This is a genomic window from Ottowia beijingensis, from assembly GCF_042680925.1.
GTDB classification, from domain to species: domain Bacteria; phylum Pseudomonadota; class Gammaproteobacteria; order Burkholderiales; family Burkholderiaceae_C; genus Ottowia; species Ottowia beijingensis.
Window position 1 is genome coordinate 220,948 of the sequence record NZ_JBHUEP010000009.1, and the last position, 26,125, is coordinate 247,072.

Annotated in this window: 18 protein-coding genes; 7 read left to right on the forward strand and 11 right to left on the reverse strand. The window is 70.0% G+C overall.

Going from position 1 to position 26,125, the window contains the following annotated elements:
• Positions 1-579: 579 nt before the first annotated feature.
• Together ACFSCU_RS15055 and ACFSCU_RS15060 are read right to left on the reverse strand one after the other, a co-directional pair.
• On the reverse strand, positions 580-921 hold the full coding sequence (locus tag ACFSCU_RS15055; RefSeq protein WP_377561062.1) for a lipoprotein: 342 nt from the start codon (positions 919-921) through the stop codon (positions 580-582).
• Positions 875-2,038: an alpha-hydroxy acid oxidase gene (locus ACFSCU_RS15060; protein WP_180549446.1), complete on the reverse strand. Its 1,164-nt coding sequence runs from the start codon at positions 2,036-2,038 to the stop codon at positions 875-877. The genes ACFSCU_RS15055 and ACFSCU_RS15060 overlap by 47 nt, the downstream gene beginning before the upstream one ends.
• Before the next feature lie 75 nt (positions 2,039-2,113).
• On the opposite strand from ACFSCU_RS15060, the gene ACFSCU_RS15065 reads away from it, so the two are divergent.
• The gene (locus ACFSCU_RS15065; protein ID WP_333707875.1) at positions 2,114-2,722 is read left to right on the forward strand and encodes a DedA family protein; all 609 of its coding nucleotides are present in this window, start codon (positions 2,114-2,116) and stop codon (positions 2,720-2,722) included.
• 284 nt (positions 2,723-3,006) lie between these two features.
• Here ACFSCU_RS15065 and gorA read toward each other — a convergent pair whose 3' ends face one another.
• From gorA to pbpC, 7 genes are all read right to left on the reverse strand, one after another.
• Positions 3,007-4,401, reverse strand: coding sequence for a glutathione-disulfide reductase (gene gorA / locus ACFSCU_RS15070; RefSeq protein ID WP_377561063.1), 1,395 nt, complete (start codon positions 4,399-4,401; stop codon positions 3,007-3,009).
• 28 nt (positions 4,402-4,429) lie between these two features.
• On the reverse strand, positions 4,430-4,924 hold the full coding sequence (locus ACFSCU_RS15075; protein WP_257645575.1) for a Fur family transcriptional regulator: 495 nt from the start codon (positions 4,922-4,924) through the stop codon (positions 4,430-4,432).
• A 6-nt stretch (positions 4,925-4,930) separates the two neighbouring features.
• Positions 4,931-5,692, reverse strand: a complete 762-nt coding sequence (locus ACFSCU_RS15080) for a metal ABC transporter permease (RefSeq protein ID WP_377561064.1) — start codon at positions 5,690-5,692, stop codon at positions 4,931-4,933.
• Positions 5,689-6,591, reverse strand: coding sequence for a metal ABC transporter substrate-binding protein (locus ACFSCU_RS15085; protein ID WP_377561065.1), 903 nt, complete (start codon positions 6,589-6,591; stop codon positions 5,689-5,691). Before ACFSCU_RS15085 ends, ACFSCU_RS15080 begins: the two co-directional genes overlap by 4 nt.
• A gap of 130 nt (positions 6,592-6,721) precedes the next feature.
• On the reverse strand, positions 6,722-7,969 hold the full coding sequence (locus tag ACFSCU_RS15090; RefSeq protein WP_377561066.1) for a TonB-dependent receptor: 1,248 nt from the start codon (positions 7,967-7,969) through the stop codon (positions 6,722-6,724).
• Positions 7,966-9,252, reverse strand: a complete 1,287-nt coding sequence (locus ACFSCU_RS15095; RefSeq protein WP_377561067.1) for a hypothetical protein — start codon at positions 9,250-9,252, stop codon at positions 7,966-7,968. The genes ACFSCU_RS15090 and ACFSCU_RS15095 overlap by 4 nt, the downstream gene beginning before the upstream one ends.
• A 254-nt stretch (positions 9,253-9,506) precedes the next feature.
• Positions 9,507-11,828 (reverse strand): penicillin-binding protein 1C, encoded by a 2,322-nt coding sequence (gene pbpC, locus ACFSCU_RS15100; RefSeq protein ID WP_377561068.1) that lies wholly within the window; start codon positions 11,826-11,828, stop codon positions 9,507-9,509.
• A 165-nt stretch (positions 11,829-11,993) separates the two neighbouring features.
• Between pbpC and ACFSCU_RS15105 the strand changes: the two genes are divergently transcribed.
• Positions 11,994-12,599, forward strand: a complete 606-nt coding sequence (locus ACFSCU_RS15105) for a GAF domain-containing protein (protein ID WP_180549440.1) — start codon at positions 11,994-11,996, stop codon at positions 12,597-12,599.
• Between the two features lie 306 nt (positions 12,600-12,905).
• Here the strand turns inward: ACFSCU_RS15105 and ACFSCU_RS15110 are convergent, their stop codons facing one another.
• Positions 12,906-18,887, reverse strand: a complete 5,982-nt coding sequence (locus tag ACFSCU_RS15110) for an alpha-2-macroglobulin family protein (RefSeq protein WP_377561069.1) — start codon at positions 18,885-18,887, stop codon at positions 12,906-12,908.
• Between the two features lie 181 nt (positions 18,888-19,068).
• Between ACFSCU_RS15110 and ACFSCU_RS15115 the strand changes: the two genes are divergently transcribed.
• The 5 genes from ACFSCU_RS15115 (at position 19,069) to ACFSCU_RS15135 (ending at position 24,099) form a co-directional block, all read left to right on the forward strand.
• Positions 19,069-20,391 (forward strand): tetratricopeptide repeat protein, encoded by a 1,323-nt coding sequence (locus ACFSCU_RS15115; protein WP_377561070.1) that lies wholly within the window; start codon positions 19,069-19,071, stop codon positions 20,389-20,391.
• Positions 20,392-20,592: 201 nt separating this feature from the next.
• Complete coding sequence (locus ACFSCU_RS15120) at positions 20,593-21,807, forward strand: PLP-dependent transferase (protein ID WP_180549439.1); 1,215 nt, start codon at positions 20,593-20,595, stop codon at positions 21,805-21,807.
• A gap of 75 nt (positions 21,808-21,882) precedes the next feature.
• A complete protein-coding gene (locus ACFSCU_RS15125; RefSeq protein ID WP_180549438.1) occupies positions 21,883-22,911 on the forward strand; it encodes a metal-dependent hydrolase in 1,029 nt (342 codons plus the stop codon).
• An 85-nt stretch (positions 22,912-22,996) separates the two neighbouring features.
• Positions 22,997-23,869 carry a DUF2189 domain-containing protein gene (locus ACFSCU_RS15130; protein ID WP_377561071.1) on the forward strand — a complete coding sequence of 291 codons (873 nt, stop codon included), beginning with the start codon at positions 22,997-22,999 and terminating at the stop codon, positions 23,867-23,869.
• Positions 23,870-23,889: 20 nt separating this feature from the next.
• Positions 23,890-24,099: a hypothetical protein gene (locus ACFSCU_RS15135; protein WP_180549437.1), complete on the forward strand. Its 210-nt coding sequence runs from the start codon at positions 23,890-23,892 to the stop codon at positions 24,097-24,099.
• Positions 24,100-24,506: 407 nt separating this feature from the next.
• On the opposite strand, the gene ACFSCU_RS15140 is transcribed toward ACFSCU_RS15135, so the two are convergent.
• A complete protein-coding gene (locus ACFSCU_RS15140) occupies positions 24,507-25,826 on the reverse strand; it encodes a serine hydroxymethyltransferase (protein ID WP_377561072.1) in 1,320 nt (439 codons plus the stop codon).
• Positions 25,827-26,125 lie beyond the last annotated feature (299 nt).

Consider the following 26,125-nt stretch of genomic DNA (forward strand, 5'->3'; position numbering starts at 1 on the left):
CCGATTTACCCTTGGGCAAGCTGGGGGATGAAGACGCTCCTGTCCGCCGTTCAAAGATTATTCTCTGACCCCGATTTTCCCTCTATTTGAGAATATTGCCGGACAGTCGTGCATCCGACCTCAATTTCCCCTCGAGTGGATGCCGGTCGATGGACATGGAAATGTTAATCTGACCCCAATTTCCCAGTGGATATTGGAATTAGGGCCATCTTTTCTCTCTTACAGGGCGGCCATATTGGTCCATGTGAATACCAGGTCCGTAGGCATTCGGGTTAATTTCGAGATGTTCTCCCTGAACTCCACCGCTTTCCGGCGTTAAGGTGACTGCTTGTCCATATTGATTCATGTGGACTCCAGGGCCGTAGGCATTCGGTACGATGGTTGGTTGTTTTCTCGGGTTTCCGCTGACTCTTGGTATGGATATGGTTGTTTCACCTTCTTTGGAATGAGATTCTGGCGACCCAAGATATCGCCAGCCAATGCCGACTACTCTGCCGTCTCTCAGGATGACAGGGGTCATTCCTTGTTCCCGGCTCTTATTTCCAACTTTTTCAGTGTAGTAATAGAAAACCTCGTACTCTATTCCATTGTGATCACGAATAAGTTCTCTTTATAAGGGTTGGTAATGGTGCCATCAATTCCGCTGACAGAATTGGTTCCCATAATCTGCATGACTTGTGGGCGAGTCATGCCTCTTTCGATTTGAATAATATTCGATCGATTTTTATCCCGGAACGATGGGTAGCTGGAGCAGCCTGTCAAGATGATCGCTGAGAGCGCGATAAAAAAAATCCGGTTCATGTAACTTCCCAAGTTGATAAATAGCCTCAGTCGTTGCTGAGGGCGATCGGCTGTGATGAGTGGTTGGGCAGCGTCACCCCACCGGATACGTCCCCGCCCGAAAAATCCCCTTGTCCACATTCCCGATCTGCGTATGCCCGCAGAAGGCCATGGTGGTGTCGAGTTCCTTGTGGATGATCTGCAGCGCCTTGGTCACGCCGGCTTCGCCCGCGGCGCCCAGACCCCACAGAAAGGCGCGGCCGATGTAGGTGCCGCGTGCGCCCAGCGCCCAGGCCTTGAGCACGTCCTGGCCGCTGCGGATGCCGCTGTCCATGTGCACTTCGATCTGCTTGCCCACGGCATCGACGATGGCCGGCAGGGCGGCGATGGCCGACGGCGCGCCGTCGAGCTGGCGGCCGCCGTGGTTGCTGACGATGAGCGCATCGGCGCCGCTGTCCACGGCCAGGCGCGCGTCCTCCGGCTCCATGATGCCCTTGATGATGATCTTGCCGCCCCAGCGCCGCTTGATCCATTCCACGTCGCCCCAGTTCAGGCGCGGGTCGAACTGGTCGGCCGTCCAGGCGCCGAGGTTGCTCATGTCGGTAACGCCTTTCACGTGGCCGTGGATGTTGCCGAACTTGCGGCGCGGCGTGGCCAGCATGCCGGCTACCCAACGCGGCTTGGTGGCCAGGTTGATGAGGTTGGCGATGGTCGGTTTGGGCGGGGTGGAGAGGCCGTTCTTGATGTCCTTGTGCCGCTGTCCCAGGATCTGCAGATCCAGCGTGATGACCAGCGCGCCGCAGCCGGCGGCCTTGGCGCGGTCGATCAGGCGCTCGATGAAGTCGCGGTCGCGCATCACGTAGAGCTGGAACCAGAAGCCTTTGCCCGCGTGCTCGGCCACGTCCTCGATGGAGCAGATGCTCATGGTCGAGAGGGTGAAGGGCACGCCGAACTGGCGGGCCGCGCGGGCGGCGGCAATCTCGCCGTCGGCGTGCTGCATGCCGGTCAGGCCGGTGGGTGCCAGCGCCACGGGCATCGTCACCGGCTCGCCGATCATGGTGGTGGCGGTGCTGCGGCCTTCCATGTTGATGGCGACGCGCTGCTTGAACAGGATGCTCTGGAAGTCGCTCTGGTTGGCGCGGTAGGTGCTCTCGGTCCAGCTGCCGCTGTCGGCGTAGTCGTAGAACATGCGCGGCACGCGGCGCTTGGCCAGCACGCGCAGGTCTTCAATGCAGGTGATCTTGCTCAGGTCGGTCATCGTTTGTAACTCCTCGAGATGAGAATCGTAGCCGACAGCCGGCAGAATGCAGCCCGCAGGCATTTCGCGCGGTTTATGGACAGTCTCTGGCAATTCGTGACGCAGTACGGCTACTGGGCAGTGGTGCTCGGCGGCCTGGTGGAGGGGGAAACCCTGCTCATCCTGGCCGGCTTTGCGGCGCGCCTGGGCCATCTGGATTTGCCGGCCGTGATGGCGGTGGGAGCCTTCATGGGCGCGTTCAGCGACATCCTGCTGTTCAGCCTGGGGCGCTGGCGTGGCAAGCAGGTGCTGGCGCGCTGGCCGAAGGTGCTGCGCTACCGGCGCCGCTTCAACCGGCTGCTGGCGCGCTGGGGCATGCTGGTGGTGATCGGCATGCGCTTCATGTACGGCATGCGCTGGGCCGGGCCGATTCTGGTGGGCATGTCGAGCATGCCGTGGCCGCGCTTTCTGCTGTTCAACCTGATCGGCGCCGCGTTGTGGGGCTTTCTGGCCGCCGGCGCGGGCTGGATGTTCGGCGCCGCGGCGCAGGCCCTGCTGCAGGATGCGCACGAGGTGCAGGGCTGGGTGCTGGGCGCACTGGTGGTGCTGGCGCTGGGCTTTGCCGGCTGGCGCGGCTGGCGTGCGCGGCAACGCCTGGCGCAGGATCGGGCACGCGCGGGTGCAGGGCAGTCGTCCGGGGCCTGACCGGGCATCTCGAAAACACGTGATCGCCAAGAAGTCCCAGATGACGCGCGGACTGCATCCGCTGTGTGGGAGCGGGCTTGCCCGCGATGCGGCGCCTCGTCGCAACCCACGCCTGATCGCGGGCAAGCCCGCTCCCACGACACTGGCTGAGACTTGTTGCTGATCAAGCAAAAACAATAGCTGTCAGCGCTTGTCCATAAAGGGTTTCAAGCTATTTATGCTTGAAAACAATGCAGGGCAAGCGCCGGCAGCTATCAATTCAATACTGCGGCCCGTGCAACCACTCACTTGCGGCTGACCTCGCGCAGCGTCACGAACTCTTCCGCGCTGGTGGGGTGGATGCCGATGGTGGCGTCGAACTGCGCCTTGGTGGCGCCGCACTTCAGCGCCACGGCAAAGCCCTGCACGATCTCGCCCGCGTCGGCGCCCACCATGTGCAGGCCCACCACGCGGTCGCTGGCCGTATCGACGATCAGCTTGACCAGGGTGCGCTCGCCGCGGCCCGACAGCGTGTGCTTGAGCGGCTTGAAGTCGCTGCGGAACACCTGGATGTCGCTGAACCGCTCGCGCGCCTGCGCCTCGGTAAGGCCCACGGTGCCGATGGGCGGGTGCGTGAACACGGCGGTGGGGATGTTGTCGTAATCCATGGTGCGCGCGACTTTGCCGGGCGCGGTGCCGAACAGGTGGTCGACCAGCGCCATGGCCTCGGCCAGCGCCACCGGCGTCAGCTCCATGCCACCGGTCACGTCGCCCAGCGCGAAGATGCCGGGCACGCTGGTGGCGAAGTGCTCGTCCACCACGATGCTGCCGTTGTCGGCCTGCTGCACGCCCACGTCGGACAGGCCCAGGCCATCCGCGTTGGGGCGGCGGCCAGTGGCGTACAGCACCACGTCGGCGTCGAGCACGCTGCCGTTGGCCAGCACCACGCGGCGGGTGTCGCCAGTGCCGGCCTCGATGCGCGCCACGTCACAGCCCACGCGCACGTCCACGCCGGCCTTGCGCAGCTCGTCGGCCGCAAAGGCACGCACCTCGTCGTCGAAGCCGCGCAGGATCTGCTCGCCGCGGTACAGCAGCGTGGTCTGCGCGCCCAGGCCGTGGAAGATGCTGGCCATCTCGCAGCCGATGTAGCCGCCGCCCACCACCACCAGACGCTGCGGGAACACGGGCAGGTCGAACATGTCGTCGGAGGTGACGGCCAGCTCGCGCCCTTCGATGGCGGGCACGAAGGGCGTGCCGCCGGTGGCGATGAGGATGTGGCGCGCCGTGTGGCGCGTGGCCTGGCCGTCGTCGCCCGTCACCTCGACGGTGTGCGCATCGACGATGCGGCCGTGCCCCTGCAGGCGTTGCACGCCGGCGTTCACCATCAGGCCTTCGTAGATGCCGTTCAGGCGCGTGATCTCCTTGGCGCGGTTGGTCTTCAGCACCTGCCAGTCGAGGGCCGGCGCGTGCGCCATCTGCCAGCCGTAGCCGCGCGCCTCCTCGAACGCCTCGGCATAGTGCGCGCCGTAGCTGTAGAGCTTCTTGGGGATGCAGCCGACGTTGACGCAGGTGCCGCCCATGCGCCCGCTTTCGGCCATGCCCACGCGCACGCCGCGCGTGGCCGCCATGCGCGCCGCGCGCACGCCGCCCGAGCCGCCGCCGATGACGAAGAGGTCGAAGTCGTGGGAGGAAGGGTTCATCTTTCAAATCCGGTTGGGCGATGCAGCATCAATCCATCGAGGCTGCGGTGGGCGCGCACGCAGCGCAAATGCACTTGACTTCCACGGCCTGGGTCGCGAAGTCACGCTGCGTGACCATGGCCAGCAGCGGCTTCAGGGCGTCGGCGTCGTGCACCTCCTCGACGCGTCCGCAGCGGGTGCAGATCAGCAGCAGGGTGGGGTGGTCGTGTTCTGCGTGGTCGCACACCACGAAGGTGTTGGTGGCATCGACCTTGTGCACCAGATGGTGCTCTTGCAGAAAGTCAAGCGCGCGGTAGACGGTGGTGGGCGCGATGCGGCCGTGGCGCGCCTGCATGTCGCCTTGCAGATCGTAGGCCTTGGCCTGGCCGCCGCGGCGCAGCAGCAACTCCAGCACTTCGGCGCGCTGGGGCGTGAGCTGCGCGCCGCGTGCCGCGCAATGCTCGGTGGCGGAGGCCAGCCGCTGCTCCACGGCGGCCTTGGCTCGACGGGCGGGAGAGGCAGGCGCTGAATCGGCGGGACACATGCCTCATTATCGGCCGCTCGTCGGTGTTGCCCGTCCGCCCGCGACGATGGCTGCCGCGCCGCAGCCGATCAGCGCCAGCACCACCGCCGGGCCGCTCGGCCAGTCGCCGTGCCACGACAGCAGCAGCCCCAGCACATAGCCCGCCAGCCCGACGGCGAAGGCGGCCCGTGCGGGCGTGCGCGGCCAGCGCTGCGCCACCAGCGCGGGCACGATCAGCGTGGTGAACACCAGATACAGCCCCAGCAGCGGCAGGCTCAGGCTGACCAGCAGCGCAAAGCTGCCGTAAAAGGCCCAGCCGCTGGCCAGCAGCGCCGGCCGCCACGCCAGCGCCAGCAAGAAGACCGCGGTGGCCAGCGCCAGCGGCAGCAGCCGCGGCCAGCTGGCCCACAGCACATCGCCCGACAGCAGGCCGTGCAGCTTCTGCGCGCCGTGCGGGTCGGCGCTGACCAGCAGCACCGCCAGCGACGCCGCGCCGACGTAGAGCAGGCCGATCAGCGCCTCTTGCCGCTCGGGCCAGGCACGGCCGAGCCACGCCACCAGCGCCGCGCCCAGCAGCGCGGCCACGGCGGCAGCCACGGGCAGCAGCGCACCCGGCGCGTCGTGCAGCAGATGCTGGCCGGCCAGCACGCCCAGGCCCGCCACCTGCGCGATGGCCAGGTCGATGAACACGATGCCGCGCCGCAGCACCTGACGGCCCAATGGCACGTGGCTGGCCAGCGCCAGCAGGCCGGCGGCCAGCGGCGGCAGCAGCAGGGCCAGCTCGTTCATCGCGGGTTCGTGGTCTTGAGCAGCGCGGCGATCAGCGAGTCCATCCAGCCGTCCAGCGTGGCGCTGGCGCCGTCGTCGGTCACGGTGCTGGGCAGCGCCAGCAGCGTGGTCTTGCCTTCGCCCAGCTGACGCACCAGCCATTGCGCCGGCTGCTGGTCCTGGTACAGCGTGTGGACTACGGCCACCGGCGGTGCGGCCTGCACGCGGGTCAACACCGCCTGCAGGTGCGAAGGCGTGGGCGGCACGCCGGGCTTGGGTTCCATGTCGGCCACCTGCTGAATGCCCAGCCACTGCCACAGGTAGGCAAAGGTGGCGTGCTGGCAGACCACGCGCTGGCCCTTCAGGGGCGCGGCGCGCTGCTGCCATTGGGCGGTCTTCTGCTGCCAGTCGGCTTGCCAGGCGGCATGGCGGCTGGCGTAGGCGGCGGCCTGCGGTGGGTCGATCTGGGCCAGCCGCAGGGCCAGCGCCTGGGCCACGCCGGCCATGCGCGCGGGGTCGAGCTGGAAGTGCGGGTTGCCCTCGGGGTGCACGTCGCCCTCGTTGAAGCCCACGCTGGCGCGCTTGTCGATCAGCTCGACCTGGTCGGCAGCGTAGAACATGCCGGGCGCGCCATCGCGCACCGCGCCATTGCCGGCGCGCTGCTGCAGCATCGGCAGCCAGCCCACTTCGAGCGAAGCGCCGGTGCACACCGCCAGCTGCGCGCGCCGCAGCGCGGCGATCAGCGCCGGCCGCGCTTCGATGTGGTGCGGGTCTTGCCGCGCGTGGGTGGCGCTGGTCACCTGCGCCTGCGGCGCCAGCGCCTTGACCAGCGCCGCCCATTCGGGTTCGCAGGCGAACACGTGCAGGCCCTGGCCTTGGGCGGACGCGGCGAAAGGCAGCAGCGCCGCGCATGCGGTCAAAGCCAGGCGCTTCCAATTGAATAGCTGCTTGCGCAGTGTGCACGCCATTTTCAAGCAGAAAGTATCTGAAAATAACGTGTGCCGGTCGCAGGCAGCTATTTTTTTTGAAGTCACCGCGCGGCGGCGAAGTTCAGAACGAATGTGCACCATGGGCTCCAAAACTGATCACGTATTGCAGGTACACGGCCTTCTTGGCCTCGAAGCCGCGCGCGCCGTTCTGGTGGCTGTATTGCAGGCGCAGCGCCTGCTGATGCGAGGGCTTCCAGGCCACCATCAGGCTGTGCTCGCGCAGGCGGCCGGCGTGAAAGTGGTCGCCATGCGGCAGGTTGGCGCTCAGCCAGTCGGTGCGCACGCCGGCTTCCCACTCGGGGTGGAAGCGGTACACCGCGGCCAGATAACCCGCCGTGTTGCGGGCGCCACGCGCGGCGTGCTCGCCCAGCCCGGTCTGGCGCGCGAATTCGAACGCCAGGCGCAGCTGCCGCGCGCGGTTGTTGCCATCGGGCGCCCATTTCCACACGCCATCAATCATCCACAGGTGCTTGCCGGCGAACTGCGCGCCGTGCGCATGGCCCTCGTGGCTGTGGTCGTGGCCGGGCGCCATGCCGTCCCCGTGATCGTCGTCATGGTGCGCGTAGGCCGCGCGCCGGTTGCCCAGGTACGACAGGCCCAGCTGCCAGCTGCGCTCGCGCCCGACGTCGCCGCCGACCTTGGTCGACAGCGTCCACACGCCGGGTCGCGGCTTGCGCTCGACTTCGCGCGTGAGCTGCTTGCCGCTGAAGACCTCGATGCCGGTGCGCCAGTAGAAATCGGTCGGCGCCGTCCAGTTCAGGCGCAGGCCGTCGTCGAAGTAGTGCCCGCCCAGAAAACCGCGGTACAGCAGCGGCCGCGTGGCGAAGTCGTCGGCGTGCGGGTGCTGCTCGTTCAGGTAGCCCACTTGCGACATGAAGCGCCCGCCGCGCAGCTGCAGGCCGGCCGGCAGCGCGGTGGTGCCGACCCAGACTTCCTCGAAGTGCTTCTCGACCTTCTTGTCGCGGCTGTGCGCGGCGGCGGTGATGCGGCCTTCGAGCCACGGGCCGAGCGGCGAGGACAGCGTCAGCTCGGCGCCACCCAGGTGCAGGCCCTTGTCGCGGTCGCCCAGGGCCAGTTCCTGGCTGCCGTAGCCGACGTCGAGCACGACGCCGAGCGAAGGTGCGAACCAACTGGAGGAGGTTGTGGCCGCGGGTATGGCCGCAGCGTCCGCGGTCTTCGCGGGCGGCGGCGCGGACGCGGCTTGGGCGGGTGCCTCCGCCGTCTGGGCATGGACAGGCAGCGGGCCGAGGGCGGTCAAGGCCGCCAGCGTGGCGGCGGCGCGCAGGGCGAAGCGGGGAGCGTGGTTCATGGTGCGGCAATGCCCAGCCAGGCCTGGCCGTTGGGGCTGAAGTCGAGACCGATGCGCTGCGTGACGGCGATGTTCTGGCTGTCGATCACGGCGATCTGCTTGGCGGCGACGTCGGTGACGTCGGTGACGTCGGTGACGAACAGCGTATCGCGCGCGCGGCTGCTGAGAAGCGTCGGGAAGGGTGCCGCGGTCGGCATCTGGGCGACCACCGGCAAGGTCTTGGCAACGCGCCACTGCGCCTGCGCGTCGAGCCAGTGGGTGACGCCGGTGTCGTCGAGCAGCACGAAGTGGCGGCCGGTGCGGTCGAACGCGTGCGCGCGCCGCGTGCGGCCTTCCGCCCAGGTGATGGGCGTGATGGCGCTGCGCGCGGGGTCGATCTCGAACACATGGCCCGGCGCGGCCAGCCCGATGAAGCGCACCTCTTTCGGGTGGCCGGCTATGGTGCCGATGCGCACGCCAGCCGGCAGCGCCGGCGGGTTGGCGATCTTGCTGGCCGTGAAGGCGCTGCCGTTCTGCTGGATGACGAGCACGCCGTCCGAGCAGCCGAACGCGCTGTAGCTGGCGTTGGAGTAGCTGCCGTGCAGATCGGGGCACGGTACGTCGAAGCGCTGGGTCATCGTCCAGCCACCGGCGCCGCGCTGGTACAGATCGACCGCGTTGGGCAGCGTGCCCGGTGCGTCGTCGGTGCGCGCGCTGACCAGCATGAAGCCGCTGCCGCGCGGTTCGGCCGTGCCGTGCACGGCGGCGGGCAGGGTGAAGCTGCTGTCGGGCACGACCCTGGCCAGGCTGGCCTCGGTCAGCACCTGCACGGCGGCCGGGCGCTGAGCGTCGGCCACGCCATCCATGAACAGGGCGGCCGTGCCGTCCTTGACCTCGTAATGCGTGGGGCGCGGGCCGCTCAAGGCGCCCGTCAGCAGCCGGGGCTCTGCGCGGTAATCGTGCAGGTGGTCGCCGTGGTCTTCCTGCCACAGGCCGCCATCGATGACCTGGGCCTGGTCCTGCAGACGCTGCACGGCCAGCGCATAGCGCCCGCCCGGGCTGGCGACGATGTCAGAGGGCGCGTTGGCCACTTTCAGGCTGTGCGTCACCGCCGCCTTGTCCAGGTCGAGCAGGCGCACCGTGGGCTGGCCCGCTTCGGTCAGTGCCAGAAGACCGGCGGAATCGATGCGCTCGGGGGTGTGGCCACCGCCGCCGTCATCGCCGCCGCCGCAGGCCGCCAGGGCCAGCAGGGCGGTCAGCGCAATGGGGTGCAGGGCGCGGCGATGAAAGGCGAATCGGTCCATGGGGAGGCTCCTGGGAATGGTGTTCAAAACTCGGAACCCAAGAATGTAATGAAATAACATAACTTCATCAAATCCAGATGAAATCTGGGCGATTCGGGCAAACGCTCAAGGGCTGGAGGGCAGCGGAATGGAACTGTGGTGCGAGCCCCGTGCCTTCGGCGTGCTGCCGCGCGCCGCGATCACGCCAAGGGGTGATCGCATGGCGCGCGCGCCGTGTTCGGTGGCCGGGCCGGCCCGCGACGACAACCTGGGCTTCAGCGCACCGACCGGGCGGTGCCTTGGCGCACCGCCGCGCCGCGCACCTCGATGCGGCGCTCGTCCTGCACGCGGCCGGCGGCGTCGCGCAGCTGCACCACGTGGCGGCCGGGCCAGGGCAGCCACTGGGACTGCGGGCCGCGGCCGACTTCGCGCGCGCCGATCCACCAGCGCAGGCTGGCCGGCGCGGCGTCGCCGGCGTCGGCCAGCAGGGTCAGGCGCTGGCGGGCGGGCGGGATGTCGGGGTCGAGGGCGAGGATGATGCCGTCCTGCGGGGCGGTGATGCGGGGGGGCACGGCGGGATCATCTTCGGATTTCAAGCCTTTTTGGCCGCCAGCGCTTGCTGGGCGGGCGCTGGCAGCTTCTGAATCGATAGCGAACAGGGCGTGCTGGGTGCCGGGCAGGAACCACTCGTCGCGCGCTGCTTCAAGCTGGTCGCCAAATCGCACGCGCTGGCGCAGCACGCCGGGCGGCGGCGCGGGCGGGCGCGATGGGGTGCGCGCGTGCAGGTGGCGCATCAGCGCGGCCCACACCGGCGCGGCGCCGCTGGTGCCGCTGACGTCCCACATCGCGGCGCCGCTGGCGTTGCCGAGCCACACGCCAATGGTGTAGCGCTCGGAAAAACCCACGGCCCAGTTGTCGCGCATGTCCTTGCTGGTGCCGGTCTTCACCGCCGTCCAGAAGCGGGTGGACAGGATGGAATCGGTGCCGAAGGTGCGGGCGCGGGCGTTGGGGTCGGCCAGTATGTCGGTGACGATGAAGGCGGCGGCGGGGTCGAGGGCAGGGCGGCAGCCGCTTTCACGCCCTCTCCCGCTGGCGGGAGAGGGTGGCGCGGCTTCCCTGGCCACCGCCCCGCCCCTCACCCCAGCCCTCTCCCCAGAGGGGCGAGGGAGCAGGGCCGGGGGTTGAAGACGCGCCTCGCACCACTGTCCCCGGTTCGCCAGCGCGCGGTAGGCGTTGGTCAACTGCAGCAGGTTCACCTCGGCGCTGCCCAGCGCCAGGCTGTAGCCGTAGTAGCCGCCGCCTTCCTTCAGCACGATGCCCAGCGCGCCCAGCTGGCGCGCGAACGGCTCGGGCGAGACCATGACCAGCGTGCGCACCGCCGGCACGTTGAGCGAGGCGGCCAGCGCGGTGCGCGCCGACACCCAGCCCTTGAACTGGCGGTCGTAGTTCTGCGGGATGTACAGGCCGCTGGCCGTCTGCAGGTGCGCGGGCGAATCGTGCAGCAGCGAGGCGGCCGTCAGGCGCCGCTCGGCGATGGCCTGCGCGTACAGGAAGGGCTTGAGCGTGCTGCCGGGCTGGCGCGGCGCGGTCACGCCGTCGACCTCGGCGGCGCGGCTCAACTCGCCCGTGGAGCCGACCCAGGCCAGCACCTCGCCGCTGGCGTTGTCGAGCACGACGACGGCACCGTCCTCGACGTTGCGGCCGTGCAGCTCGCGGATGTGCTGCTGCAGCGTCTGCTGCGCCAGGCGCTGCAGGCCGGCGTCCAGCGTGCTGGGCAGGGTGGCGGGCGCGTCGCCCCCCTGCGCCGCGGCCATCCGGCGCGCCACGTGGGGCGCGATGCCCTCGCTGGCGGCGAAGGCGCGGCGCGCCAGCGCCACGGCGGTCTGCATGTCGAGCGCCACGCAGTCGGTGGCAGCCCCGGGGCCGCGCATGGCCTTCAGCACGCCGCAGGCGCGCTGCGCCACCAGCGCGGGGCGGGCGTTGGGCGCGCGCACCAGGGCGGCGGCAATGGCGGCCTCGGTGTCCTGCAGGCCGTGCGGCGCCTTGGCGAACAGGGTGCGCGACAGCGCGTCGATGCCCACCAGCTCGCCGCGGAAGGGCACCAGGTTCAGGTAGGCCTCGAGGATCTGGCTTTTCTGCCAACCGGCCTCGAGCCGCGTGGCCATCACCGCCTGGCCGATCTTCTGGCGCAGGGTGCGCCCGCCGGTGCCCAGCGCCAGGTCGTCGTCCAGCAGGCCGGCCAGCTGCATGGTCAGCGTGCTGGCGCCGCGCGTGCGCTGGTTCCACAGGTTGGCCCAGGCGGCGCTGCTGACGGCGCGCCAGTCGACGCCGCTGTGTTCGTAAAAGCGCTTGTCCTCTGACAGCACCAGCGCCTGGCGCAGCGCGGGCGAGATGCCCTGCAGCGCCACCCACTGGCCGCGGCGCACGCGGGCATCGGTGCGCAGGCGGTGGATGGGCTGGCCGGCGCGGTCGAGCAGCACGGTCTCGGACGGGTGGAAGTCGGCCCGCACCGCGTCGAAGCCGGGGATGGCTTGCGCCTGCGCGGCCGCCGCCAGCAGCAGCGTGCCGCACAGCCAGCGCAAGCCCTTCCACACCATGCCCCGCATTGTGACAGCGGCCGTGGGCCCGCCGGTGGCAGCGCGCACCGCACCGCCGCAACCCGGGGGCTGACGCCGCGCGGACTTCTGGGCAATAATCCACAAAACAAACGGTTACAGACAGGGCGGGCGAACACGATGTGGCGCTGGTTCAGCAGAAAACAGGTGGTGGCACCGGGCGCGCCACGGGTTGGCGAGACCGCCGCCGAGGCCGAAACCGGCTTCGACACCCTGGCCGAGCCGCTGGTGTGGGCGCCCACCGCGCCCATGCCCGCGCCGCCGCTGCGCGACGAGGTGGCCAGCCTGCGCGCCTCCGAGCTGCGCCGCCTGGCCGCGCTGCAGGCGCGCGGCGATGCCGCCTACCAGTACGTGGTCGACACCGCCACGCGCATCTGCCAGGTGCCGCTGGCGGCCATTGCGCTGCTGGACGGCGACACCCTGTGGTTCAAGGCCTGCGCCGGCTTCAATGTCGAGACCACGCCCGCGGCGCGCTCGCCGTGCCGGCTGGTGATCGACCAGGGCCCGGAGGTCACGGTGCTGGACGAGGTGGGCAGCGACGCGCGCTTTGCGGGCTACCCGGTGTTCGCGGCGCTGCCGGGCCTGCGGTTCTACGCCGGCGCGCCGCTGATCACATCGCAAGGGGTGGCGGTGGGCACGGTGAGCGTGGCCGATTACGAACCGCGCGAGCTGTCGCCGGTGCAGCTGCGCACGCTGGAGCTGCTGGCGCGGCAGACCGCGCTGCTGCTGGAGGCGCGGGCGCGCCACCGTTGATACCGTTTCGCGTGCCAAGCGTTGGCTTCTGACGGATGACGCCATGACTTCGCCGCTGCGCGGCGTGATGACGAAATGACGAAATGACGTCAGTGATGTGCGGAATGCCTCGCACCTGGCTGGCGTCATGGCGGTGCAGCCGCCGTCATCGAAGCGCAGCGAGGTCGTTTCGTCATCGCAGCGGGGCGCTGCCGTCAGTGCACGCTTTCAGTAAATCATGGGAGTATAGGTCTCCAGCGCTTGTCTGTCGGGCGCTACAGGCTTGCATGGTGGGGAGTATGAAGCCCGTGGCGCAGGCGGCCGGCATCAGCGCACGGTCACCCGCGCATTCGGTGCCTCGCCAAACATCTCCGGCGCGTACAGCGCCTCCACCCGGCTCGGCGGCAGTTGGAAGCTGCCGGCGTTGTTCAGCCGCAGCGTGTATTCGACCTTGACCGTGCCCTTGGGCAGGTGTTCGTAATAGGCGCGGAAGGCCTCGAAGCTGCGCTCCTCGAAGATCGGCAGGGTGGTGCGGCCCAGCTTCTCGCCCAACGTGGCGATGGCCGAATCGCGCCCCAGGCCGCTGCCGAGGATGGTGGCGCCGGTGGGCACGGGATCGGTCACGGCCACCCAGGTCATGTCGCTGGCGGCGGTGATGTCGAGCGTCACGCGCAGGATGTCGCCGCGGCTGTACTGGCCGGCGGGCAGCTTCCTGTCGGCCTGCTCGACGGGGGTGATGGTCTTTTTGATCTGGTAGCCGGCGGCGAAGGGCGCCTTCAGCTCGACGGCGGCCAGCGACTGCACCGTCAGCCAGGGCTTGCCGCTGCCTTCGTGGGTCACGCTCAGCGTCGCCGGGCCGGCACCCCAGGGCAGCAGCAGCGTGTTGTTGGTCAGCATGCCCGGTGCGGCCGGCGCACCGAAGGCGCTGGCGGCGTGCGTGGCGCCCTGCGGGTCGCTGGCCTTCAGGCGCGTGACCTTGGCCCAGTCCACCGCGTTGCTGGCCGCGCCCAGCCGGGCCAGGGTGAAGCCGGCCACGGGCGTGCTTTCGTGCGCCTTCGAGAACTGCTCCAGCGCCAGCCCGCCCCACAGGTTGGCGGTGGTGGTGGCCCAGGCGCCGTGCTGCTGGCGGCCGATGAAGCCGGCCACCAGGCGGCCCAGGTCGTCCTTCCAGGCCGGGTCGTTCATCACCGTCAGCAGCAGGCGTGCGGCGTTCACGTCGCCGCCGGCCATCAGCCACCACCAGTGGTCGTCGGCCTCGGTGCTGAAGGCCAGGCGCGTGCCCTGCGCGGACAGCCGTGCGCGCAGGATTTGCTCTGCTTGTGATAGCTGCTCGCGCTGATTGGGTATGCCCTGCAGCCGTTTCAGCACGTTGATCCAGTCGATCACCGCGCTGGTCGGCCACTGGTTGGGGGCGATGGTCAGGCTGCTCAGCATGGCTGGCCGGGCTGCGCCGTGGCGCGACAGCGCCTCGATGGCGGCGAGCTTGCGCACGTCCAGGTCTTCGCGCGGCGACCAGTGGCGGCGCTCGATGCGGCCTTCGACAAAGGCCGTCAGGCCGGCAATCATCTGCGCGCGCATGGCATCGGGCAGGGTGAAGGCCTTGCGCAGCTGGCCGGCCTCGTGCGTGGCGGCCAGCAGCCAGGCCGTCAGGCTGTCGCTGCCGCGCGCGGCGTCGGCGCCCTGCGGCGGGAAGTAGTAGGCCAGGCCGTCGCTGTCCAGATAGGCCGGCAGGCGCGCCACGGTCTGTTGCCACAGCTGCTCGTCGCGCAGGCCGATGGACTTGCTCACCGTCTGCTCCAGGCAGCTGTAGGGGTAGCGCGCGAACCAGTCGCGCACGCCGGGCAGGCCCTCGGCCAGCCGGGGCTGCAGCGCAATCTGCAGGCCGCCGCGCTTGTCGCCCGAGGCGGGCAGGGCATCGGCCGGGGGCGCCACGGCCAGCGTGTAGGGCTGGTCCAGCTGCACCAGCGTGGCCTGCTGCACCTTCAGCGGCACGGCCGGGATGATGCGCTGGCTCACCTTCAGCGCATCGCGCGCGCCGCTGGCGGTGTCATGCGCCTCGATCTCCCACATCAGCGCCTCGGCGCGGGTGTGCGCCAGCTGCGGCGGGGCAGTGACGTCCCAGTGCGCCTCGCGCGCCTCGCCGGCGGGAATGTCGAGCGTCTGGGGCTTCAGTTCCAGCAGGGTGGCGCGCGGCGTCAGTGCCACCTTCATCGGCTTCTGGGTGGTGTTGCGCAGCGTGAGCATGGCGCGGAACTGGTCGCCCTCGCGCACCAGCGGCGGCAGGCCGCTGATGATCTGCAAATCCTGCGTGGCGCGGATGGCCGTCTGCCCGGTGCCGAACAGGCCCGTGCCCATGTCGGCCACGCCCACGATCTGGAAGGTGGTGAGCGCGTCGTTCAGCGGCACCTCGATCCTGGCCTGGCCCTGCGCATCCAGCTGCACGCGCGGATTCCACAGCAGCAGCGTGTCGAGCAGCTCGCGCGTGGGGCTGCCACGGCCGCCGTCGCCGCCGGTGGGCACGGCCTTGCGGCCGTAGTGGCGGCGGCCGACGATCTCCATCTGCGCGGTCGACGTTTCCACGCCCCAGGCGCGGCGCTGCAGCATGGCGTCCAGCAGCTTCCAGCTGCCGTTGGGCATCAGCTCCAGCAGCGCCTGGTCGACGGCGGCCAGCGCCACCTCGGCATTGGCGGCGGGCTGGCCGTCGGGGCGCTTGACGGCGATGGTGACCTGCGCCTTGCCACGCACCGGGTAGCTCTCCTTGTCGGCCTTCACATCCACCGCCAGCGCGTGCGCCTGGCTGGCGATGCGGATCTCGGCCATGCCGAGGCGGAAGGCAGGCTTGCTCAAGTCCACCAGCGGCGTGGCGGCCACGTAGTCCTTGCTGTCTTCCCGGAAAGCGCGCCACCATTCGCGCGGCGCCTTGTAGCCCCAGGTGAAGAAGCTGTACCACGGCACCTCGCGCAGGCGCCCGCGCAGGGCCAGCACGCTGACGTAGGCGTTGGGGCCCCAGGCTTCGTCCACTTTGAGCGCAATCGTCGGATCGTCGCCGCGCAGTTCCACCACCTGCGTGTGCACGATGCCCTCGCGCTCCACCGCCACCAGCGCCGTGGCGTAGCGGAAGGGCATGCGCACCTGGAACTTCGCCGTCTCGCCGGGCTGGTAGAGCTTCTTTTCGGCCAGCACGTCCATGCGGTCATGGTTCTCGCCGCCAAACCACAGCTCGCCCTGCCTGGTCACCCACACCGAGCCGGCGGCCTGCACCTGGCGGGCCTGCGCATCGCGCGCGGTCACGATCAGTTCGATCTCGCCGGGCTGCGTCAGCTTCACGTCGCAGCTGACCATGCCGCGCGCGTCGCTGGTGCCGGTGCACACGGTGCCCAGGTCGCGCGTTTCGGTGCGGTTGTCGTAGGTGTAGAAGCCGCCCACCATGCGCTTGCGGCTGGTGGTGGTGATGCGGGCGACGGCCTTCACGTCCAGCGGCACGCCGGCCTGCGGCTGGCCGGTCAGGTTCAGCGCCAGGGCCTGCAGCTTCACGGACTGGCTGGCCGAGACCCAGCCCTCGGTCTTGATGCCGGGGATGACGCCCGCCGGCCACAGCGTGGTGGTGCCGCGCAGGGTCTGGATTTCGCCGTTCGGGTCGGCAAAGCTGGTCTCGATCAGCAGGTCCTGCGGGCGCGGCGACGGCTTCAGGTCGGCAATCGTCAGCTTGGCGGTGCCGTTCTTGTCCAGCGTGGCGGCCAGCTTGTCGGCCACCACGCGCTGGTCCTGGGTGGACGTGGCTTCTTCCTCGCCGCTGTCGCCGCCCTGGCGCGCACCGCGCGGCGCGGCAAAGCTGAAGTCCTCGTAGTCGGCAAAGCGCAGCCACTTCTCGCGCGTGAGCGCCGACACGCGCACCGGCAGGCCACTGGCCGGCCCGCCCGACACGTAGTTCACCTGCACCTGCACTGGCACGCTGGTGGCGCCTATCAGGGCCTCCTTGCCTTCAGGGCCGACCTGGCCCTGCAGCACCGGCAGGCGGAATTCCTCCACGCGGAACTGGCCCGATTCGTAGAAGCGTTGGCCTTCATCGCCCGACGGCTCGGCCCCGTGCAGCGCCACCTGGTACACGCCCAGCCGCGCCGAGGGTGGAATGGCAAAGCTGGATTCGGCGCTGCGTCCGCCGGTGGCGGTGTTGCGCCAGTGCAAGGGCTGGGTGTATTCCTGCCCGCTGCCCACGTGGGTGATGACCAGCGTGTCCGGGTTGGCCTGGGGCAGGCCGAAGCCGCTGCCGGTCTCGGTGCGCAGCAGGTGCTTCATCGACACCGTTTCGCCGGCGCGCAGCAGCGTGCGGTCGAACACGGTGTGGGCGCGCGTGTCGGGCTGCGACTCCAGGTTGGTGGGCACGTTGAAGCGCCAGGGCTCGATGCCCTTCTGCCACGACGTCCAGGTGAAGGCCAGGTCGGCCACGCCGTTGTTCTGCGCCCGCGCGCTGACGAAGTAGGCCTGCTGCGTGTCGCTGTAGAAGCTGTCGTCCTCGCAGCGCGGCGCCTGCGGCGAAACGCCCTTGAAGCGGGCGATGCCCTGCGCGTCGGTGGTGGCGTGGGCCACTTCCTTGCCGCGGCAGTCCGACACGCGCACCGTGGCGCCGGCCACCGGCTGGCCCTTGTCGAGCGTGGTGACCCAGGCCAGGGCGTTCTCGCGCCCCAGCTTGAAGTGCACACCCAGGTTGGTGACCAGCGCCGAGGTGCGCACCACCATGCTGCGGCTGGCGCCGTACTGGGCGTCGAGCAGCGACTGGCCGAGCCGTGGTGACGCCAGTTCCAGCACATGAAAGCCGGGCGTGAGCGGAATGCCGACCACCTCGAACGGCCGCTCGGCCGCGCCGCCGCCCTGGTTGGGCGGGGGCGGCAGGTCGATGGTCTTCACGCCTTGCTGGCCGCCCAGCAGCGAGATGGTGCGCGACTCGACCATGTCCTTCGTCTGCTCGTTCACCGGCGGCAGCAGCTTCTGGCGCACGTCCTTGGCGGCCTGCGTGCGCGGCACCATCCACTCGTCATAGCGCTGCACGCGGTGGAACCAGGCAATGATCTCGGCGTCGCTCTGCGGCTGCAGCTGGCTGATCTGCGCCTTCAGGTTCGGCTCGACATAGCGCAGCGTGACGGGCAGCAGCGCCGGCCCGTCCGGGCCCTCGGCAAAGCGCTCGACGATGCCGAAGGGCGCGGCGGCGAACTTGGCCAGCGGCGGCATCGGCCCGGTGGCCACCTTCAGCGGAAAGCTGGCGGCGTTGGCCAGCGGGCGGCCGCTGGCGTCCTTCAAATCGGGCGGCAGGCTGAGCGTGAAGCCGCTGCGCTCGGGCAGGGGCGCCGGGAACGCCACGTGCTCCAGCAGCGCGTCGGCCTCCAGGCCGTCCTCGATCACCGGCGCATGCTCGGCGCGGTCCGAGCGCAGGCGCATCTGCTCCGCCAGTCGGCGCGGCACCGGGGCGCTGAACTGGAGCGTGATCGGGCGGATCGGCATGCAGGCGGCCTGGGCGTTCTCGCGCTCGCAGCCCATGCTGGCGGTGAAGGGCTCGCGCACGGTGAAGGCAAAGCGCCGCTCCACGTTGTTCAGCACGCCGCTGGGCGTGGCCACACCCTTGCCGAACACCACCTGCACGCGGCTGGCGGGCGTCAGGCGCCGGTTGCAGCTGAAGGTGGCAAAGCGCTGCGGCGCCTGCGCGGCCTCCCGGTCCAGATGCAGGGCCTTGAGCAGCGCCGCCCGCGCCTCGCCGTCGAGCGGCTGGATCGGCACGCGCTCGCCCAGGCCGTCGACGGCGCACCACACGCTGGCCTGCAGGCTCTGGGGCGTGGCCGCGCCGTTGAGCTGCAGCACGAAGGCCTGTTCCTCCTCGATGGGCTGCGACGTGTCGGGCCGGATGTGCTGCACGAACGGGCCGCCGGTATGAAATTGATAGCTGCTGGCGCCCGTCAGCAGCTCGCCAGTGGCCGATTTGAATCCCGAAACCGGGTCGATGCGGCAGCGTACGCCGGGCGGCAGGTCGGCGGCGAAGTCGTACACCCACTCGCGCGCGCTGGTCCAGCGGCCCTCACCGCGCGAGGCGGCGGCATCGTCGCACGACACAGTGAGCGGCGCCGGCGCCCGCGGGTCGCCGAAGTGGATGGCGTTGGCGCTGAAGCGGGCCGTGATCTGCCGCACCTGCGCCACCTCGCCCTGCGGGCTGAGCGCGGTGATGGTGAGGGCCTGGGCGCTGGCGGCGGCGGCGCCGGCCAGCCAGACGAGGGAGCGGAGAACCCGCCGCAGGCGGCGCGGTGCGGAAACGGTGAAAGGCATGGGCGATCCGGTCGGCGGCGCCGTGTGGCGCCAAAGTGGGTGGATAGCGTAGCAGCCCGCTGCGTCAGGCCGCTTGACGCGCGTCGTGGCAGCTGGCTGTAAGACTTATCGTTACAATTTCGCGAAATTGGCGCGCCGCGGCCCCGGCCGCAGCCAGCGCCGCAGCACAGGAGGGAACCCCATGAGCACCACCGCGCCCCCAGGCCAGGCGCGCCGCGGCGCGCCCAGCGGGCCGACGCCGTTCTGGCTGCGGCTCAACAGCTTCTTCGCCTTTCCGTTCCAGCGCGAGCCGCTCACCTACGGGCTGCTGCTGTCGCTCAGCGGCCTGCTTATCGGCCTGTTCATGAAGCTGGAGCTGTGGCTGGCGATTCTGGTGGTCGTCATCGGCTTCATGCTGGCCGTCAGCCGCTACGCCTTCAAGGTGATGGCGCTGGCCTCGCAGGGGCTGCTGCGCACCGCCGATTACCCGCGCCACGACGACCCGGACTGGAAGCCGCTGCCCTGGAAGCTGTTCGCCCTGCTGCTGGTGCAGGGCATGGTGCTGGGCTTCGTGGGGCGGCGCAGCCCCGGGCTGTACCTGCTGCTGAACGTGCTGGTGTCGCTGGCGCTGCCGGCGGCCATCATGGTGCTGGTGCAGTCGCACAGCTTCCGCCAGGCCATCAACCCGCTGATGCAGCTGACCACCATCACCGCCATCGGCGCGCCGTACCTGCTGCTGTGCCTGTTCCTGTTCCTGCTCAGCATGGGCGCGCCCATGGTGCTGGGCATGCTGCTGCCGGCGCTGGGCGTGTGGCTGGCGCTGCCGGTGCTGCTGCTGGTGCTGGCCTACTTCAGCTGGGTGATGGCGGCGCTGATGGGCTACGTGATGTACCAGAACCACGCCGCGCTGGGCATCGACCTGCTGCCCGGCGGCGGCGAGGACGCCCCCGCCACCGGCCCCGCCGCGCTGTCGCCCGAGAAGCTGGCCGAGCGCCAGCTGGACGCCGAGGTGGGCCAGATGATTGCCGACGGCGACCTGCAAGGCGCGCTGGCCACCGCGCGCGAGGCCGTGCGCACCCAGCCCGAGGCCGTGGCCGTGCACCGCCGCTACCACAAGGCGCTGCTGCTGTCCGACCAGACGGCCACGCTGGCCGACCACGGCCGCCGCATGATCGCGCTGCTGCTGGCGCGCGGCGACCGCGCCGAGGCTCTGCGCGCCTGGAGCGCCTGCCGCGCCAGGGCGCCCGACTTCGCGCTGGAGGAGGCCGGCCACACGCTGGCGCTGGCGCAGGCGGCGTGGAAGGGCGGCGACGCGCGCACCGCGCTGGAGCTGCTCAAGGGCTTCGACAAGCGCTACCGCGGCCACGCCAGCGTGCCCGATGCCTACGAGCTGATCGTGCGCGTGCTGGTGCAGGGCCTGGGCAAGCCCGAGCCGGCGCGCGCCGTGCTGACGGCGCTGCAGCAGCGCTACCCCGATAGCCCGCAGACGCGCGAGGCCGAGTGGCTGCTGCGCGCGCCGGGTTGAGGGTGCTTTTTTTTCGATAGCTGCTTGCGCCCGTTATCCGGGCATTTCAGATTGATTTGCCTCTGAAATCATTCAATGACGGGCGCAAGAAGCTATTGATAACGTAGTGGCCGAGCGAGACCCGCCACCGCGCCACGGGCCGCCCGCCGCGCCAAGCCCCGCGCCGCGCGCCGGCCGGGGCCGCTGCAATACCATTGCCGCATGACCGACCCGCTGACCCAGCTCATCCACCACCCCTACCAGCCGCCCGCAGGCTTTGCCGCGCCGCAGCCCGGCGTGTTCAAGGCCTCCACCGTCATCTTCCCCAGCGTCGCCGCCATGCGCACGCGCGACTGGAAGACCAAGAGCGGCTACACCTACGGCCTGCACGGCACGCCCACCACCTTCGTGCTGGAAGAGCGCATCGCCGCGCTCGAAGGCGGCCTGCAGACTGTGCTGGTGCCCAGCGGCCTGGCGGCCATTGCCAACGTGGCGCTGGCGCTGCTGCAGACGGGCGACGAAGTGCTGATCCCCGACAACGCCTACGGCCCCAACAAGGCGCTGGCCGAGGGCGAACTGGCCGCGTTCGGCATCAGCCACGCCTATTACGACCCGCTGAGCGTGGCCGACCTGGCCGCACGCATCACCGACCGGACGAAGCTGGTGTGGCTGGAGGCCGTCGGCTCGGTGACCATGGAGTTCCCCGACCTGATCGCGCAGGCGCGCCTGTGCCGCCAGCGCGGCGTGGTCAGCGCGCTCGACAACACCTGGGGCGCGGGCATCGCCTTCAACCCCTTCGACCTGGACGGGCAGGGCCTGGGCGTCGACGTATCGGCCCACGCGCTCACCAAATACCCCAGCGGCGGTGGCGACGTGCTGATGGGCGCCGTGACCACGCGCGACGAGGCGCTGCACCTGAAGCTCAAGCTGACCCACATGCGCCTCGGCCTGGGCGTGGGCGCCAACGACGCCGAGGCCGTGCTGCGCGCGCTGCCCAGCATCGGCCTGCGCTACCGCGCGCAGGACCACGCCGCGCGCGAGCTGGCGCGCTGGTGCAGCGGGCAGGCCGCCTTCGCGCAGGTGCTGCACCCGGCGCTGGACGACGCGCCCGGCCACGCCGCCTGGCAGCAGGTGTGCGGCGCGGCCGACGCGCGCGGCCAGGGCGCGGCGGCGGGGCTGTTCAGCGTCATCGTCGACGCGCGTTACCCGGCGGCGCAGGTCGATGCCTTCTGCGATGCGCTGCGCCTGTTCAAGCTCGGCTACAGCTGGGGCGGCCCGGTGAGCCTGGTCGTGCCCTACGACCTGGCCAGCATGCGCACGCAGTGGCCGGCGCACCTGGCGCGTGGCACGCTGGTGCGCTTCTCGCTCGGGCTGGAGGCCGTGGCCGACCTGCAGGCCGACCTGGCGCAGGCGCTGGCGGTGGCGTTGCCGATCTGAGTTGCTATGGTTGATGTAGCTGCTGGCGCTCTCTGGTATTGCGCTGGCGCCTGATTTCATTCGCATTTCATCGCCGTGGATTCCCTTTCGCAAATCGTCTTGGGCGGCGCCGTGGCCGCCGCCATCGCGCCGCCGGCGCACCGCCGCGCGGCGCTGCTGGCGGGCGCGGCGCTGGGCACGCTGCCCGATCTGGACGGGCTGCTGATCGCGCGCTTCACCAGCGACCCGATCCAGCTCATGACGCTGCACCGCGGCGCCTCGCACTCGCTGTTCGTGCTGCCCTTCGTGGCGTGGTTCATCTGGTGGGCGTTCCGCCAGCGCGGCGGGCGCGTGGCGCAGGCGCCGCGGCGCTGGCTGTGGGCTATCCTGGCGGTGCTCATCACGCACCCGCTGCTGGATGCCTTCACCTCCTACGGCACGCAGCTGTTCTGGCCCATCCCGGTGCAGCCCACCTGGTGGTCCACGGTGTTCATCATCGACCCGCTCTACACCATCTGGCTGCTGCTGGCCTGCATCGTGGCCTGGCTGGCGCGCCACCGGGTGCTGGCGCAGCGCGCGCTGGTGGCGGGGCTGGTGGTGTCGTCGGCCTACCTGGGCTGGTCGGTGCTGGCCAAGGGCATGGCGGACCGCGCCGCATCGGCCACGCTGGCCACCATGGGCCTGGCCGAGGCGCCGCGCTTTTCGGTCGCCACGCCGTTCAACACGCTGCTGTACCGCGTGGTGGTGATGACGCCCGATGGCTACCTGATCGGCGACCGCTCGGTGGTGGCCGACCGTGGGCCGATGCGCTTCACCGCGCACGCCAGCGATGCGGCGGCCCTGCAGACGGCGGGGCAGCTGCCGGCGGTGCAGCGGCTGCTGTGGTTCAACGGCGGCTTCATGCGCGCGCGCCTGCAGGGCGATGCGCTGGTGCTGAGCGACCTGCGCATGGGACTGGAGCCGGCCTACAGCTTCAACTTTGCCGTGGCGCGGCGCCAGGGCGGCGCGTGGCAGCCCATGCCGCCGGCGCGCGCCGCGGCGGGCGAGGGCGCGGTGTTCTCGCGCCAGGGCATCGGCGCGGCCCTGCGGCAGGTGTGGCAGCGCATCTGGCAGGCGCAGGGGTAGGCCCGGTGTAGGGTTCGAGCGGCTTGCCACGCCGCCGGGCGCTGGCTTATGCTGGCCGCGACAACTTCATCGCCCCGCCCGCTGCATGACCGACCGCGCCACCGATTCCCCGCCCGCCGCATCGCCACCCGTGCAGGAAGCCGCCGGCTACCAACCCTACGTACCGCCCCCCACCACCGTGCCGCAGGCCGTGATGGTGCCGCTGGGCCTGCGCGATCCGCTGCGCTGGCTGGCCAGGGGCTGGGCCGATTTGCGCGCGGCGCCGGGCATCGCACTGTTCTACGGCGTGTGCTTCTGGCTGATGGCGGTGGTGCTGACGCTGGTGTTCCGCAACAAGCCCGAGTACGTGATGTCCATCGCCTCCGGCTGCCTGCTGGTCGGCCCGTTTCTGGCCATGGGCCTGTACGACGTGAGCCGCCGGCGCGAGGCGGGCGAGCAGCCGGCGCTGGGCACCTCGCTCACCGCGTGGGACAGGCACATCCGCAGCATGGGCATGCTGGTGCTGGTGCTGATCGTGCTGGAGCTGCTGTGGGGCCGCGCCTCGCTGGTGGTGTTCGCGGTGTTCTTCAACACCGGCATGCCGTCCACCACGGGCGTGCTGCAGGCCATCTTCAACCCCGAGAACATCGAGTTCGTGCTGGTCTACCTGATGGTGGGCGGCATCTTCGCGCTGCTGGTGTATTCCACCGCCGTGGTGTCGATCCCGATGATCCTGGACCGCGACACCGACGCCATCAGCGCCGCCCTCACCAGCATCCGCGTGATGTTCGCCAACCCCGTCACCATGCTGTGGTGGGGCTTGCTGATCACGCTGCTCATCGGCATCGGCCTGGCCACCTGGGGGCTGGGGCTGGTGGTCATCGGCCCGCTGCTGGGCCATGCCAGCTGGCACGCCTACCGCGGCGCCGTGCGCTGGCAGGAGCCGCCGGCCGCACCCGCCCCTGCTACAGTGGCCTGAACCTGAAGGAGAACACCGCATTGGCAACCCCCAACTACGGCTTTGAAAAACGCCAGCGCGAGCTGGAAAAGAAACGCAAGAAGGAAGAGAAGGCGCGCCAGAAGGCCGAGCGCAAGTCGAACCCCGCCGGCGAGGGCGACGGCGGTGGCGCCTGGATGGACAACGACGCGCCCGAGGCCGAGGGCACGGGCGACGGTGGTGGCGATGGCGGCGGGGGCGGCGGCGATTGAGCCGGGCCTGGCGCACACCACGATTTCTCTTTTGGTAGGAGCGGCGGCAGCCGCGAAGGGTGTCTCGTGCAGGCGGATGCGTCCCTTCGCGGCTGCCGCCGCTCCCACATCAAGACTGGGGAGTATGTGTCTTCAGCGTTTGTCAATAGGGCGCTGACGGGTATATTATGGGGGAGTATATGAATCGCTCCCCTTGCTTGAACCGGGCCTGGCGCACACCACGATTTCTCTGGGTAGGAGCGGCGGCAGCCGCGAAGGGGCGTCTCGTGCAGGCGGATGCGTCCCTTCGCGGCTGCCGCCGCTCCTACATCATGACTAGGGAGTATGTGTATTCAGCGCCCATCAATCGGGCGCTAGCAGCCATATGGTGTGGGAGTATATGAATACACCCCTTGGATAACCGTCCCTCAGGTCACGTAATGCACGCCGCTGAACTGCGCGCGGAACGCCGCCACCTCATCGGCCAGCACCAGCGCATCGTCGGCGCCCAGCGCGCGCCCGATCAGTGACGCCAGCGCCGGCATGTGCGACGGCCCCATGCCCAGGCGCACGATCTCGGGCACGCCCAGGCGCAGGCCGTTGATGTCGCCCGGCACCGGCGCGATGGGCAGGCCGATGCCGCAGGCCAGCAGCCCCGCGCGCGCCATGTGCCGCGCCGCGGTCTGCCCACCGCCCCAGCGCGCCGCCTGCAGCGCCAGCTGGTGCGACTGCGTGGCGCCGCGTTCCATCGCATGCACCGGCAGGCCCAGCGCGTGCAGCGCCTCGGCCAGCGCGCGGGCGGTGGCCTGCATGGCCTGCGCGTAGTCGCGGCCGTGCACCTTCCAGTCGATCAGCCCGCGCGCCAGCGCCGCTACGCGGCCGGCGTCGAAGTTGGCGGTGAGGCCGGGGTAGGCGATGGCGTCCAGCTTCTGCGCCAGCGCGTCGTCGTTGGTCACGATCAGGCCGCCGGCCGGGCCGCCCAGGCTCTTGTAAGTGCTCATCGTCATCACGTGCGCGCCCTCGGCCAGCGGGTTCTTCCACGCGTGGCCGGCGAACATGCCCGACAGGTGGGCGGCGTCGAACATCAGCAGCGCGCCCACCTCGTCGGCAATGGCGCGCACGTCGGCCACCGGGTGCTCGAACAGGTTCAGGCTGCCGCCGGCGGTGATGAGTTTGGGTTTCACCTGGTGTGCCAGCCGGCGCAACGCGTCGATGTCGATGCTGTAGGCGGCGGCGTCGATGGGCGCGGCCACGGTGCGCAGGCCGAACCAGCCCGCCGCGCCGGGTTGGTGGTGCGTGACATGGCCGCCGATGTCGGCCGGCGGCGCGATGATGGTGTCGCCCGCCTGGCAGGTGGCCATGAAGACGTACAGGTTGCTCAAGGCGCCCGAGGCGACGCGCACCTCGGCATGGCGGGCGCCGAACACCTCGGCCGCCAGCTCGGCGGCCATCACCTCGATCTGCTCGATGGCGTCCAGCCCCACCTCGTACTTGTCGCCGGGGTAGCCCAGCGAAGCGCGCGTGCCCAGGTGCTGCGACAGCAGCGCCTCGGCGCGCGGGTTCATCACGTTGCTGGCGGGGTTCAGGTTGATGCCGCGCTGGTCGTGTAGGCGGTGGTTCTCGGCGATGAGCGCGTCGATCTGCGCGATCAGCTCGGCCGGCGCCTGCGCGTGCGTGCGCGCGGCCAGCTGCTGCACCAGCGTTTCGGACGGCTCGGGCACCCAGGGTCGGCGGGCGAGTTGCGGCATGGCGGTGGCTCCTTGCTTACAGGGCTGGGCCTGTTATGGACTCGAAAGACAGCAGCTTGAAAAACCCTTGAACGCAGAAATCGCCGAAGCAGCGCTGAAGACGCAGAAGCATCATCTGCCGGTCATCAACGAAGCTTGATCAGCAACCAGTATCGGGCAGCGTTGTAGGCGCGGGCTTGCCCGCGATTCAGCGCATCGCCCGGCGCGACCGCCCCATCGCGGGCCAGCCCGCTCCCACACGGCGGATGCGGCCCGCGCGTCATCCGAGACTTCTTGATCATCAAGCCAAGAAGATGGCC